15 protein-coding genes and 1 pseudogene are annotated in these 14013 nt (G+C 43.6%); 8 read left to right on the top strand and 8 right to left on the bottom strand.

From position 1 onward, the window contains the following. The first annotated feature begins 418 nt into the window (after window positions 1–418). A complete protein-coding gene (locus KA717_15735) occupies window positions 419–1456 on the top strand; it encodes a fatty acid desaturase (protein UXE63871.1) in 1038 nt (345 codons plus the stop codon). Window positions 1457–1734: 278 nt separating this feature from the next. Further along, entirely contained in the window at window positions 1735–3573 is a 1839-nt protein-coding gene (locus KA717_15730) for an APC family permease (GenBank protein ID UXE63870.1), read from the top strand. On the opposite strand, the gene KA717_15725 is transcribed toward KA717_15730, so the two are convergent. Then, entirely contained in the window at window positions 3570–4439 is an 870-nt protein-coding gene (locus KA717_15725; GenBank protein UXE63869.1) for a class I SAM-dependent methyltransferase, read from the bottom strand. The genes KA717_15730 and KA717_15725 overlap by 4 nt on opposite strands. A gap of 250 nt (window positions 4440–4689) precedes the next feature. On the opposite strand from KA717_15725, the gene KA717_15720 reads away from it, so the two are divergent. Then, window positions 4690–6024: a HAMP domain-containing histidine kinase gene (locus KA717_15720; protein UXE63868.1), complete on the top strand. Its 1335-nt coding sequence runs from the start codon at window positions 4690–4692 to the stop codon at window positions 6022–6024. Here the strand turns inward: KA717_15720 and KA717_15715 are convergent. Continuing rightward, a complete protein-coding gene (locus KA717_15715; GenBank protein UXE63867.1) occupies window positions 6021–6176 on the bottom strand; it encodes a hypothetical protein in 156 nt (51 codons plus the stop codon). The genes KA717_15720 and KA717_15715 overlap by 4 nt on opposite strands. Before the next feature lie 129 nt (window positions 6177–6305). Between KA717_15715 and KA717_15710 the strand changes: the two genes are divergently transcribed. After that, entirely contained in the window at window positions 6306–6848 is a 543-nt protein-coding gene (locus tag KA717_15710) for a peroxiredoxin (protein UXE63866.1), read from the top strand. On the opposite strand, the gene KA717_15705 is transcribed toward KA717_15710, so the two are convergent. Continuing rightward, window positions 6845–7741: a cation diffusion facilitator family transporter gene (locus tag KA717_15705; GenBank protein ID UXE63865.1), complete on the bottom strand. Its 897-nt coding sequence runs from the start codon at window positions 7739–7741 to the stop codon at window positions 6845–6847. The two genes, KA717_15710 and KA717_15705, sit on opposite strands and share 4 nt — an antisense overlap. A gap of 273 nt (window positions 7742–8014) precedes the next feature. On the opposite strand from KA717_15705, the gene KA717_15700 reads away from it, so the two are divergent. Further along, complete coding sequence (locus KA717_15700; GenBank protein ID UXE63864.1) at window positions 8015–8353, top strand: P-II family nitrogen regulator; 339 nt, start codon at window positions 8015–8017, stop codon at window positions 8351–8353. Window positions 8354–8369: 16 nt separating this feature from the next. On the opposite strand, the gene rdgB is transcribed toward KA717_15700, so the two are convergent. Continuing rightward, entirely contained in the window at window positions 8370–8936 is a 567-nt protein-coding gene (gene rdgB / locus KA717_15695; protein UXE63863.1) for an RdgB/HAM1 family non-canonical purine NTP pyrophosphatase, read from the bottom strand. A gap of 125 nt (window positions 8937–9061) precedes the next feature. Between rdgB and egtD the strand changes: the two genes are divergently transcribed. Continuing rightward, a complete protein-coding gene (gene egtD, locus KA717_15690) occupies window positions 9062–10069 on the top strand; it encodes an L-histidine N(alpha)-methyltransferase (GenBank protein UXE63862.1) in 1008 nt (335 codons plus the stop codon). Here the strand turns inward: egtD and KA717_15685 are convergent. Then, window positions 10066–10998, bottom strand: coding sequence for an NAD(P)H-dependent glycerol-3-phosphate dehydrogenase (locus KA717_15685; GenBank protein UXE63861.1), 933 nt, complete (start codon window positions 10996–10998; stop codon window positions 10066–10068). The two genes, egtD and KA717_15685, sit on opposite strands and share 4 nt — an antisense overlap. A gap of 101 nt (window positions 10999–11099) precedes the next feature. Between KA717_15685 and KA717_15680 the strand changes: the two genes are divergently transcribed. Together KA717_15680 and KA717_15675 are read left to right on the top strand one after the other, a co-directional pair. Then, complete coding sequence (locus KA717_15680) at window positions 11100–11534, top strand: NUDIX hydrolase (GenBank protein UXE64678.1); 435 nt, start codon at window positions 11100–11102, stop codon at window positions 11532–11534. An 82-nt stretch (window positions 11535–11616) separates the two neighbouring features. Then, window positions 11617–11847 carry a NifU family protein gene (locus tag KA717_15675; GenBank protein UXE63860.1) on the top strand — a complete coding sequence of 77 codons (231 nt, stop codon included), beginning with the start codon at window positions 11617–11619 and terminating at the stop codon, window positions 11845–11847. 180 nt (window positions 11848–12027) lie between these two features. Here KA717_15675 and KA717_15670 read toward each other — a convergent pair whose 3' ends face one another. From KA717_15670 to KA717_15660, 3 genes and pseudogenes are all read right to left on the bottom strand, one after another. Continuing rightward, the gene (locus tag KA717_15670; protein ID UXE63859.1) at window positions 12028–12330 is read right to left on the bottom strand and encodes a hypothetical protein; all 303 of its coding nucleotides are present in this window, start codon (window positions 12328–12330) and stop codon (window positions 12028–12030) included. A gap of 63 nt (window positions 12331–12393) precedes the next feature. Beyond that, window positions 12394–13462 (bottom strand): annotated as a pseudogene (locus tag KA717_15665) (IS4 family transposase). Between the two features lie 53 nt (window positions 13463–13515). After that, the gene (locus tag KA717_15660; GenBank protein ID UXE63858.1) at window positions 13516–13845 is read right to left on the bottom strand and encodes a DUF4277 domain-containing protein; all 330 of its coding nucleotides are present in this window, start codon (window positions 13843–13845) and stop codon (window positions 13516–13518) included. Between the last annotated feature and the right edge of the window lie 168 nt (window positions 13846–14013).

The raw sequence follows: 14013 nt of genomic DNA, 5'->3' as shown, positions 1-14013 counted from the left end.
CCTAGTCTAAATAACCTGACACGCTTCCAGGGTAGCGATCGCTACCAGGTTTAGCTCAAGACGTTATTAGTATCTTTGATGCAGGACTATCAATTTTCGTCAATTTTTGCTTAAATTCCCCTTTATACGACCAAAAGTGGCGATCTTCCAAAAATTCCATATCCAGATTTATTGACTTTCCCCCAATGGCTAATTAACGGATTTTCCTTTAATTTTCCTCACGAGTAATATTACTCACTCCCAATCGTGATATAAAAGTAAAGGTTTGTTAAGGTGTCTTAAGATAACGACATAAACCCCAGGATTCTTGCTACCCCAACTTAAGCTTGTCCAGCCATCTTCTAGGGAAAACAAGCTTTTGACCTTAAGGTTAATCGAATCCTTGCTTATCCCTCGACCTAGAGATTGGTTTTTATACATGACTGCAACGACAGAAAAGTTCAACCCTAGTTCAATAGCTTACGAAACAACCGAGTTACAACTCAAAGATATTGTTAAAACCCTACCTGCCGAATGCTTTGACAAAGATCCTAGCAAGGCTTGGTTTACGGTTCTTCTGAGTCTAACCCTGACGATCGTTGGCTATTTGGGTATTATCTATCTGCCCTGGTACTGTTTACCTGTGACCTGGATCTTTACCGGCACCGCTTTAACCGGCTGGTTTGTTATCGGCCATGATTGCGCCCATCGTTCCTTTGCCAAACGCCGTTGGGTTAATGATTTAGTGGGTCATTTCTTTATGATGCCTCTCATTTATCCCTTTCATTGCTGGCGTATTCTCCATGACTATCACCATCTCCACACCAATAAACTAGAAGTTGATAATGCCTGGGATGTTTGGACAGTAGAAGCTTATCAAACAGCTAATCCCATCGTTCAGGCCTTTTATCGTGCAATTCGGGGACGGTTCTGGTGGATTGGCTCCATTTTCCACTGGTCACTGCTACACTTCAAACTTGCTAATTTTGCAGAACGCGATCGCAGTAAAGTCAAGTTATCGATCGCCGTTGTGGTTATTTTTGGAGCAATTTGTTTTCCAACCTTAATTCTGACCACTGGTGTTTGGGGTTTTGTTAAATTTTGGCTTATGCCTTGGTTAGTCTATCATTTCTGGATGAGTACCTTTACCATTGTTCACCACTCTATCCCTGAAATTACTTTTAAAACACCGGATCAATGGAGTGCAGGAGAAGCCCAATTAAAGGGAACCGTTCACTGTGACTATCCCAAGTGGGTCGAGGTTCTGTGCCATGACATTAATGTACACATTCCTCACCATCTTTCCGTTGCCATTCCTTCCTATAATCTGCGAAAAGCTCATGCCAGCATCCAAAAAAATTGGGGTAATGTGATCCATGAACGTAAATTTGGCTGGCCATTAATGAAAGAGATTGGCGATAAATGTCATCTGTATGATCCAGAGAATGGTTATCGAACCTTTGCTTCTTTGCAATAACTTGAAACAAATCAAATTAATCATCAGACTGAGCAAGTTGAGTTTTAGAATTCGCTTGACTCGGTTTTTTATTTGAATACACAACATGGAACCCATCGTGAAGGCTGGCAGACTTGTTTCACAATAAATTCAAAAGAACTTTTTTGGAGCATTTCTTGGGGATTTTGCTAAGCCCTTATCAAGGTTATCCCGAACTAGCGTTACCAGGAAGACAAAGATCCGTTATAAAACTAAGTAAAAGGTCTAAACTCAATTGAGGTTTCTGTTGCGGTCAACCTATGACATCATTTTATTCCCAACTCAAGACCTTAGTCCTCGGTCATCAACTTCCCACTAGTGCCCATTCTGAAGAACGTCTAAGCAATGCTGAAGCCTTGGCGGTGTTATCCTCTGACGCGCTTTCCTCCGTTGCCTATGCGACAGAAGAGACCTTAATTGTTTTAGTCACTGCCGGCAGTGCTTCTCTATGGTACTCCTGGCCGATCGCCATTGCGATTATTGCGTTACTGATGATTGTCATGTTGTCCTACCGCCAAACGATTAAAGCCTATCCCAAAGGCGGAGGATCTTACATTGTGGCACGGGAAAATTTAGGACTCTACCCAGGACTGATTGCGGCTGCGTCTTTGATGATCGACTATATTTTGACCGTCACGGTCAGTGTGTCAGCCGGTACCGCCGCCCTCACCGCCGCCATTCCCTCTCTTCATAGTTGGAGAATTGATCTGTGCTTGTTTTTTACCTTGCTGTTGATGTTAGCGAATCTACGGGGAGTTAAGGAATCGGGACGGATTTTTATGATTCCCACCTATGCCTTCATCTTTGGGGTCTTTGTCTTGATTACGGTGGGCATTTATCGCTTAAGTACAGGTTATATTCCAACGGCCTATCCTGATTTTCCCATTGAACAATCCCTGAGTCTCTTTCTAGTCTTAAAGGCTTTTTCGGCAGGTTGTTCGGCAATGACAGGAGTTGAGGCCATTTCCGATGGGGTGTTGGCCTTTAAGACTCCAGAATGGAAAAACGCACGGCTAACGCTCCTGTGGATGGGCATCATCTTAGGCCTGATGTTTTTAGGGATTACCTACCTAGCCAATGCCTACCATATTACTCATCGTGAAGGGCAAACTGTTGTTTCCCAGTTAGGGTTAGCCATTTTTGGGGACAATTTTCTTTACTATTTTCTTCAGTTTTCAACCCTTTTAATTTTACTCTTAGCCGCTAATACCAGTTTTGCCGATTTTCCTCGTCTCTGTTATTTCCTCAGTCGGGATGGGTTTTTACCGCGTCAATTATCCCTGTTAGGCGATCGACTCGTCTATTCCAACGGGGTAATGATGCTGAGTTTATTTGCTGCTTTTTTAATCATTATCTTTCGAGGGGATGTTAATGCCGTTATTCCTCTTTATGCTGTAGGGGTTTTTACCTCCTTTACCTTTTCCCAGGCTGGCATGGTGCAACACTGGTACAAAGATAGATCCTCTGGTTGGCAAGCGAGTGCCCTCATGAATGCGATCGGTACCTTAGCAACCTTGCTCGTTCTAGGGGTGATTATCTTTACCAAATTTAAACTGGGAGCTTGGCTAGTGGTAATTGCCATTCCCCTGGTGGTTGCCGTTTTCCTGAAAATTCGAGGTCATTATCGTTACGTTGCCCAACGTCTCAGCCTAGATGGTGTGGCTCCTAGAAGTTATTTACCCCATCCCAAACCCGCCGTTATTACCCATCCCGCCGTTGTCATTGTCGGTCAATTAAATCGGGGAACTTTGGAATCCCTAGACTATGCCCGTACCATTGCAGACTATATTGTGGGTGTTCATGTGGATCTCGGTAGCACTGATCGCGAAAAATTACAGAAACGTTGGCAAGAACTAGAAGGAGATTTAGATTTAGTTATTTTAGAATCTCCCTATCGTTCGGTGATCATGCCCCTAGTTGATTTTGTCAACCAGTTTGAAAAGGAACATACAGGATTATTATCCACCATCATTATTCCTACCTTTGTGACCCGTAATTGGTGGGAAAATCTACTCCACAACCAAACCACTATTTTCTTAAAAGCAGCTTTACGGGCCAGTAAAAAACGGGTTGTCACTAGTGTCCGTTACTATCTCTAGAAATTAAAATTCTCGTCTGATCGCTGCCAAAGTTGAATTTCATAGCAAAGATGCTTGTCAAAAATTTTACGGGCTTCTAATCCTTCTAAAAGAGTTTTTTCTAGCCAACGTCCATAGGCCCATTTGAGAATTGCGTATAAAGGAGGAACAGCTATTTCCAGTACATTGCCAATATATTCTCCTGTACTTAACCCAAACTGACGTAAATGTTCAATGGCTAAATCCAATGTGGGGGCAACTTGTGGAGAAATATCTTCCCGTTTCACTAGACGAAATCCGGCTTTAGATAGAGCTTTATCAAATTCTGCAACGACATGACAATTAGAAAAAATTCCCTCGCTATAGCTGGCATCAGAGCGCAGCATATCTGCCAAGAGAAGATAACCGCCTGGTTTAAGAGCCTTAGCCGCTCCCTGGGCAATATCGATCGCCGCCATATATTGACTACTTTCACTAAAAAGAATCAGGTCGTACAAGGTCTTAGGGGTAAAGTCTTCAAATTTCATCAAATGAAAAATGGCTTTACCCTCTGTCATCTCTAAAAATTTTTCTTTTTGAAAAGGATCGGGAGCCAGTCCTTCTACATCTAGTCCTTGTTTGAGCAGAAAAAAGGCATTCCCACCAATCCCACAACCCACATCTAATAAGGTTTGGATTTCAGGGGGTATAAAACTTAAAAGTTTTTTGGAATAGGCTTCCTGAGCAATGCGTAACCGATACAGCGATCGCTCCTCTATGGAAGTGGGTAACGGTTCCCAGTAACCATAGTGAAGATAGGGTGAACCTGTCAGTTTTAAATAATAATTAAGGGCAGCATTTTGATAACGGGTAACGGAGGAAACTCGATTGGATGAGGGCTTGGGCATTAGTATTACTAGAAGTTAATTAGGCTTTAAATTTAATCGTTAGGTCGCAATCCACAGTTAGGCTGAAGCCTCTTAGTGCTCAAGCAATCGTCATTTCTGGTAAATATTGCTGGGTATAAATTCTAGGCATTAAACTAGAGCTAGAGAATCTTAAGTATAGCGGTTAAGTTGACAGTCAGAATCAGGGTATGGGCAACAGTTGAATTATTTTAAGCACAATCTATTCCTTGTCGGTAAAAATTAATTTGAAATGTTTCAAGCAACTCGTCGTCGATTGGCATTATGGTACACACTGGTGACGGCTCTATTACTCATTTTATTTGCCACGGGGATCTATTTCTATGTGCGCCAAACCTTGGTAGAACGAATTGATGATACCCTCAAGCACGTTATCGAAGTGGTTAATCGTTCCTTGGTGATCCAGCCGATCGCCGCCGGTCGGTATCGTTTAAATGTGGAAGCCAGTTTTCAGGAAAATAGCGGTGCTGCTGAGGATGATCACATTGATTTGGAATGGTTTAATTCCCAGGGAGTATTGCTTTGGTCAACCTTAAGTGAAATCCCCCAAATTACTTTACCCTTAAGCCGCAAAACGGAAACCGTCACCTTTTCTCCCGATCATCTCCTGCGTCAAGTTACAGAGCGGATTGAACGGGATCATCAGGTCTTAGGATATCTACGGGTCAGTCATCCCTGGTTTGAAGTGACTAAACCAATACAGCAATTTTTACTGGATTTAACCCTGGGTCTTGTCGTCATGATTAGCAGTGTGGCGGCGATCGGTTGGTTTCTATCGGGTTTAGCCATGCAACCTATTAAGGAGTCTTACCAAAGTCTAAAGCAATTTACTGCCGATGCTTCCCACGAATTACGGAATCCGATCGCGGTGATTCAGACTAATGTACAGATGGCCCTCGCTTATCCTGATGCCGATCCCCAACAACAACAGCAACAACTCAGGATTATTGAACGTTTAACCCAACGTTTAGGCAATCTGGTGAATGACCTGCTCTTTCTAGCCCGAACGGATAGCGGCACGCTCCAATTCATTCCTAAACCCATTCCCCTCGATGCGCTTTTGATTGAGGTCATGGAAGAACAACGGATTAATTTAGAGTCCAAAAGCAGTTTTCTTTCCCTACAAATCGAAGAACCGACCGCCGAAGATTTTCAGGAGGACTTTACACTGTTAGGAGATTGGGATCAACTAGCCCGTCTATTCACCAATTTAATGAGTAATGCTATTGAACATAGCCATCGGACAGATGACCGAGAAACAGCCATTAGCCTCAGATTGAAACAGGTTAAACGCGATCGCTATCCCTCTCTTCAGGTTGAGATTAAAGACAACGGGGTGGGAATTCCGGCCTTGGCTCTTCCCCATATATTTGACCGCTTTTATCGTCTTGATCCTGCTCGTTCCCATGCAATCGGTCAGGGGACAGGACTAGGATTGGCGATCGCTCAAGCCATTGTGATCAATCATCAAGGGCAAATTACCGTAGAAAGTCAAGAAGGAGTGGGAACAACTTTTACTGTCACCCTACCGTTTGCGGCTACCCTTGCTAAGGTCAAAAACGTCTAATTGGCCGCTTTTTGGGATTTAAGGTTTTGTAATTGACGGAGCAGAACATCAATTTCAGCTTCTAAATAGACGTATTCAACTTGTTGCGCCGCTTGATAAGGCTTTTTGACAAGGACGGAACTAGAAGGTCTGGTTTTTAAAGCAGTAGTCATGATTAGGGGGATGTTTTAAATAAAGTATTGTAAAGGTGAATGGATTATACAACAAAACGTTGTCATAAACGTGAACTTATATCAAGTTATCATAAGATTCTGTAACATTTTTGGCTAAAATCTCTGATGATGCACCGATTCAAGTGGTTTTCTTTACTGTTAGCATTGGCTCTAACCCTTGTCCTGATTCTATTGCCGACTCCTGCCTTAGCCTTAGGTGGCCCCCAACCGCTCCTCAATCAACTGGCTCCCAGTTTTACCCTAGCGACCAATAGTGGGGATGGAGAAATCAGTCTGAAGGACTATCGGGGCCAATGGGTGGTTCTATACTTTTATCCTCAAGACTTCACCCCTGGCTGCACCCTCGAAGCTCAACGGTTTCAAAAGGATTTACCCAAGTATCAAGGCCTGAATACCCAAGTCATTGGAGTCAGTGCCGATGATGTGGTTTCCCACGAGGAATTTTGTGCCGAGGAGGGCCTACGATTTCCTCTGTTAGCAGATACAACCGGAACGGTTAGTAAAGCCTACGGTTCCTGGCTAGGGGGTCGCTCTTTACGTCATACCTATCTCATTGATCCCGATGGTATTTTGCGGGAACGCTTTTTAGGGGTTCAACCGGTTATTCATAGTCAGGAAGTTTTGGCTCGCTTACGGGAATTACAGCGTTAATCTTTGGGAGAATGTTCCCAGGAACGGGGATCTTCCATTGGTTCAAGATGGGTGGTAACGTGACTGCCTGGTAATTTTGCAGCGATCGCGTTTTCCAGGGTTTCACAGAGATCATGGCCTTTTTGTACTGTCCAGCAGCCAGGGACGAGGACATGAAAGGAAATAAAGCGTTCGGCTCCAGCCAGGCGAGTTCGGAGCAAATGAAAGCGAATTTCCTGAACTTCGTAATCGCTAAAAATCTCAATAATACGGTCAATATCAGCTTTGGGAATCGCTTGATCCAGGAGACCAGATAGGGTTTCCCGCATCAGTTTTATCCCTGTCCAAATAATATTCAGGGCAACACCGATGGCAATGAGGGGATCGAGAATCAGCCAACCTGTGATTTTGACGAGGAGAATGGCAATGATCACACCGATGGAAGTCCAGACATCCGTGAAAATATGATGGGCATCGGCCCGAAGGGTGATGGAATTCAAACGTTTACCTGCCCTGAGCAAGATCCAGGCAACGACCCCATTAATCGCTGTGGCCAAAAAAGAGAGAATTAAACCTAATTCAACTTTATCCAAAGGTTGAGGATCTAATAATCTTCCCCAGGCCGCGATCGCAATACTGAGGGCAGCAATCAGAATAAAGGCACTTTCTAAGCCACTCGAAAAATATTCCGCTTTGCCATGACCAAAAGGATGTTCCTCATCGGGGGGTTTGGCCGCCAAGGACAAGGCCCAAAACGCGACACAGGCAGCAAGTAAGTTAACACCTGATTCCATCGCATCAGAAAGCAGTCCCACCGAATCTGTCAGTAAATAGGCCCCGAATTTTAAGGCAATGGTGGCGATCGCGGCCAAAATAGACAGAATAGTATAGGGTCGAGCCGATTTAGCACTCATAGATAGGATTCCAGAATTGGACTCAACAAGAAAACAGAAAGCGCAGGATAATACCTAAAAGTCTAAGAGCAGGACTGAGGCCAAATTCAAAAGGGGGAGGAAAATTTAACGATCTATTCTGCCTTCTGAGCAATTGAGTCGGAAATTGCAGATTATGAAGTTGCCTAAAAGTGTTAAAAAGCACAAAATTTTCTAAGCTGAAAGTGTTAGAAAGTGACAGGCTCGCTTTATAAATAAAAGACAAAGCAAGATTATCGCCAGAGGAGTAACGTTTTGAAAAAAGTAGAAGCCATTATCCGCCCCTTCAAGCTCGATGAAGTCAAAATCGCCCTTGTTAATGCTGGAATCGTTGGTATGACAGTTTCAGAGGTACGTGGTTTTGGTCGTCAAAAAGGCCAAACGGAACGCTATCGAGGTTCTGAATATACCGTGGAGTTCCTCCAAAAACTCAAGATCGAGATCGTTGTCGAAGATGCTCAGGTTGATATGGTTGTGGATAAACTGATCTCCGCAGCCAGAACTGGAGAAATCGGTGATGGGAAAATCTTTGTTAGTCCTGTTGATGCTGTCATTCGGATTCGGACAGGGGAAAAGAATCTAGAAGCGATCTAGTCTCTGTTTTTACTCGTCAGGCTGGCCATTGAGGGAGTAAGTTCGCGAAGGCTTTCCCTCGATGACTGACCTGGTGTTTTTCTGCTGGAGTCATTTCGGCAAAGGTCTTTTGATACTCAGGTACGTAAAATATGGGATCATAGCCAAAACCCTGCTTTCCTCTAGGGGCAAAGAGAATTTCACCTTCACAGATGCCTTCACTCTCGGCAGCAATTGTGCCATCAGGACGAGCCAAGGCGATCGCACAAACAAATTTTGCCTGACGGTGACGATGATTTCCCAATTCTCGTAGCAACCGTTCAATCCGCTCTGCATCGGTTTTTCCATAACGGGCTGAGTACAGTCCTGGTGCCCCCTGAAGTGCTGCCACCGCTAACCCAGAATCATCAGCGATCGCCCATTCTCCTAAGGCTTGAGCTACCTGGGCCGCCTTCAGACAGGCATTGGCTAAAAAAGTCTCACCCGTTTCTTCTATCTCTAATGCCAAGGGTTTCAGTCTGAGTTGACAATCTCGTCCCACCAAATAGGCTTGAATTTCAGCTAATTTACCGGAATTACTCGTTGCCACCACCAGGGTTTTCATAGAAAAATCAAAATAGTTCAGTTGAAATTATATCCTGCTTTCTTGATGAGATAGCAGCCGGAGATCAAGGAAAAGCCAATTTGGTGTACATTCATAAAAGTGTTATTAAAGCGTATTTAGTCAGCATGATTACTCAAAATAACCCTAAGGAACGCCTTCAGATTGAGAATTTATTATTAACTCATCCCCTCAGTTATACCCAACACGGTAATGATGTTATTAAAGGATTAACCCAATTTCCCAAGATTTTACCCCCTCATTATTTCTATGATGATGATGGCTCTCACTTGTTTGAGCAGATCTGTCATTTACCTGAATACTATCCCACTCGAACAGAAGCCAGTATTCTCGCCAAAATCGCGCCAGTCATTGCGGAAATAACCCGTGTTTGTGATTGTATTGAGCTAGGAAGTGGGAGTTCTGCTAAAACCCGTTTATTACTCAGTGCTTATGAAGAATTAGGTTATGGGATTCGCTATGTGCCGATTGATGTTAGTCCAGTCATCCTAGAAGTCAGTGCCCAGGAATTATTAAAAGAGTTTTCTCACTTAACCATTCATGGATTGGTTAGCACCTACGAATTAGCCTTACAGGAGTTACCCGTTTCCTCTCTACCGACTAAAATGGTTGTTTTTTTAGGCAGTACTTTAGGCAACTTTACCCCTGAGCAATGTGAGCAATTATTTACCCAGATTTATCAGGCTCTAGACCCAGGTGATTATTTTTTATTTGGGGTGGATCTACAAAAAGACATAAAGGTTTTGGAAGCAGCCTATAACGATAGTCAGGGAATTACGGCGCAATTTAATTTGAATATGTTACGTCATCTCAATTGGCGATTTCAGGGAGATTTTGATCTCACACGATTTCAGCATCGGGCTTTTTATAATGAAACGGAATCTCGGATTGAAATGCATCTTATCAGCCAATGTTCCCAAGTTGTACATCTGAAAAAATTGGCTTTAGCGGTGAATTTTGCTGATCAGGAAACTATTTTGACGGAAATTTCTCGGAAATTTAATCTGGCGACGATGGCAGCCAATTTAGAAAAACACCACTTGCAACCTCTTCATAGTTGGACTGATCCACAACAATGGTTTGGTGTGATGCTGTGCCAAAAAATTGATTCCTAAACAGAAAACTCTGAGGTTAGATCTCTCGCCATGAGATTCTTGACGGCGATTTGAGGCGTAATGAGTCCCTGGAGCAGGGCATAAACTTGATAGGTAATGGGGACTGACAGCGATCGCGCCTTAGCAATTTGGATAACAACGTCTGTGGTATTGATTCCTTCAGCGGTTCCGTCACTTTCCATCAAAATTTGGGTTAAAGACTTGCCGCCGGACAGTTTGTAGCCGACCTGATAGTTGCGGGATAGAGCACTATTACAGGTTGCCAAGAGATCTCCTAATCCCGATAGTCCGAAAAAAGTTTCCGGTGAGGCTCCCAATGCGATTCCGACTCGCATCATTTCTGGTAAAGCCCTCGTTAATAAAGCAGCCTTAGCATTCGTTCCCAGATTCAGACCATCACAGACTCCGGCGGCGATCGCCATGACATTTTTTAAAGTGCCCCCCAGTTCTGTTCCCAGGGGATCGGCATTGACATAAACCCGAAACTGTTCTGAAGACAGAATATTTTGTACGGTTTCCGCTGCGGTGGGATCGAGACTGGCGACTGCCGTTGCGGTGGGGAGACCTGCGGCAATTTCCTTGGAGAGATTAGGGCCAGAGAGTACCACTAAATGTTGTTCAGGAAAGGCTTGATGCCAAAGTTGAGAAGGCGTTTGCAGGGTTTCGAGATCTAATCCTTTGGTAGCAGTAGCCAGAATTGTTTCCGGTTTCAGATTAATGGCCTGTAGAGCGGCGATCGTCGGTTTAACCCCCTTCATGGACACAGCGGAAATAATCACCTCTGCCGATGCCACTGCCTGCTCTAAAGAATCGGAACTTTGGCGTGACCAGACACAGACAGAATTCTGCTTTTTTTTCACTAAGCTGGCTAATCCGTTTCCCCAATGTCCAGCCCCCAGAACAGTCACCATTTTGCCGGAATTTTCCATATTTAACCTGTTGATAACCCTAAGATGCTCAAAAATCGCCTTCAATCTTGTCTTTTAACTTGTTAGGATAGAGGACAGTTGTTGTGATCACCTTTCAAATTATGACATTTCGGAATCCCGTTCCTACTGTTGACATCATTATTGAACTGATTGATCAACCTAAACGTCCGATCCTACTGATTGAGCGTAAAAATCCTCCCTATGGTTGGGCCTTGCCTGGGGGATTTGTGGACTACGGAGAACGGGTCGAGGTGGCCGCTATTCGGGAAGCCAAAGAAGAAATTGGCTTAGATGTTGAATTAATTGAACAATTTTATGTTTATTCTGACCCTAATCGGGATGAACGTCAGCATACCGTCAGTATTGTCTTTATTGCTACTGCTAGGGGAGTCGCCCATGCCGCAGATGATGCCAAAAAAGTAGGAACCTTTGATCTTTGGGAATTACCAAATCAACTTTGTTTTGATCATCAAAAAATCCTGCAAGATTATCTCCACTATCGTTATTACAAGTTGCGTCCCCGTTTATCGTTTTGAGACAAGATCTCGAAACTCAGCAAATAGGTTAGGATAGGCGTGATAACTATCGCAACCTAATAATTCGCCTTTGAGGTTAATCATGGAACTAACCGTAGCTAATGTAGAAACTGTTTTAGACGAAATGCGCCCTTACTTAATTGCGGATGGCGGTAATGTGGAAATTGTTGACCTTGATGGCCCCATTGTTAAAGTACGCTTACAAGGTGCTTGTGGTTCCTGTCCTAGTTCGACTATGACACTCAAAATGGGGATTGAACGCCGCCTCAGAGAGATGATTCCTGAAATTGCCGAAGTAGAGCAAGTGATCTAGGGGCAAGACGTTGCTGATGATTTGGTAAAAGTACCAGCAGCCTTCGTCTGAATGTGATCCCCCTTTTGCTCCCCCCCCCTTGATAAAAGAGATTGATCTCCACCCCCTTTTTAGGGGGCTTTTTACGGTCGGCACTGGTATCGTCTAGCTAGAAGCTACAAACGTTGTAATACGAGAGGTTCAAGAAATCAGGCGAATTTGGAGTAAGTCCTCCCAAGTTAACTCTTTTTCAATTATACCGAGAGCTACAGCAGGAACTTCTCTAGTAGTAAAATGGCTGCGAACAAAGTTATGAACCATCCACATCCAGAAAATATCTAGGACTCGCTGTAATCCCACAACAGATTTAGCATAAGTATTTATACGACGACGAAAGGCGGCTAAATAGCGTCGGATAGCACTATTAAATGCCTCAACGTGGTTGGCATGGACGTCTTTTTCTTCTGATAATGAACTTGAGTCTAGATGAGAACTTCTCATCATTATTTTAAAGATTTCTACAGCTCTTAGACAAATGCCGATAAATAAACGGCTGATGCCTGCCATCTAAGTACAGGACAAAAAATGTAGGGAGTCGAGAAAAAGAGAAAAATTGGGTAGAGAAGGATTAAGAACAAGATGACGAAGATGGTCAAAACCAAGACGAAAAAGACTCTGCGCTAGGCGACCATGTTTCTTGAGGGGAATGGGATGAAGATGATGAATTGCTAGACCAGTTTTGAGAGACCAAGCCAAAGCTAAAGTCAGTAAAGCCAAAAGCTTACGAAGACGCTTGGGGTCAGTAAAGTGAGTAGATTCCAAGCAAAAGCCACGAGTCTTAAAGATGCCAAAAAGGGTTTCAATGCCCCAACGCAGGGCATAATCGTGAATAAGACCTTGGGAATCGGGATGTCCAATGACGATGAGTAGAGAATTATCAGGCAAGCGAAGAGCCTCTACAGAAACAGGATATCCCCAAACCCGACAACTCCCTTGAAGACGTTGAGATTCACTCTTTTGCAAGATGGGCAAAAATGACTTTGGCGGCCAAAAGCTTGCCATTGTGCTCAATCTTGTCCGTAGCCCGAATTCTCAGACAGAAAGCCAGTAGCGGTTCGAGCAGAAGATAGCGAAGCCAAGCCTGACCAATAAACTCACGGTCGCCACATAAACAACGAATCAGGGCGGTGGGAAAAATCTTGAGCATCTCCTCGATAAAACGCATTCGTTCATCACTGTTAGAATTGCCCTTTTTCTTGCTAAGCATCCACCACAAGATGGGAATGGCTACTCCTTCATGGACAATGCCGACAGTGAGGATATTATAACCATGACTGCCAAACTCCCAGGTTGTGCGGTCAATACTTAATACCCAAGGTTGAGGGATATCCAGCCAACTGACTACAATACGGGCAATGTGATGGTAATCCAGCTCAAATCCTGAGAAAAAGCGTTGTAAGCGTTTGTAATGAGAATCCACCAATGCCCGACCTTCAAAACCCAGAGCCAATTCTTTAAGGTTAACCGTTTTCACTTTGAGGAGGGCGAGTAAGAACAAGGCTAGGAAGGAGAGTCTGGCACCATGCCATCCCAAATGGGGTTTTAGGGCTTGTTTCAATGCGTTATATTGGTTCATGGGTTTTCTTACATTACGTTCATCTTCCATGAAACCCCTTTCTCGTATACTTTTCAAGCCTTTTGTCCTGTACTTAGGCCTGCCATAAATATTAAATCTAAGACTCTCCCTAAACGGTCATCGTTCAGGTAACTGGCTTTTACTCCTTTTCCTAAGAGATGTTCTAGGGGTTTATCTTCAAAAAACTGACTGAATAAATACAACGGAGAGTGGGTAAATCCTAGACCATTGAGAATCATTGCTTTGACCACTAGACCTGCGCTGATTTCGGCACGGTCATTTTCTTGTAACTGTTCATTAATGTAATCCACGATGCCAAGTTCGTCAACTATGGTAGCGATTATCCCTAAATGGTCTAGATTTTTAACGCTTAACTTAGTCATTTTCTCTTGAGATTTATTCGCTTATTTGATTTTAACTATTCCGTTACCATTTCCCACTTTATTTTTATTTTTTCAAAATCAGTACGGAATATGGGATGTAAGTTATGACCGTGCAAAGTATAATAACGAAGCTAAGATATTGGACTTTCAGTCCCCATCAAACCTATG

Origin of the sequence: Woronichinia naegeliana WA131 (assembly GCA_025370055.1) — a bacterium.
GTDB classification, from domain to species: domain Bacteria; phylum Cyanobacteriota; class Cyanobacteriia; order Cyanobacteriales; family Microcystaceae; genus Woronichinia; species Woronichinia naegeliana.
Note: the sequence above shows the minus strand (reverse complement) of the source record. Positions and strands in the feature narration are given on the sequence as shown.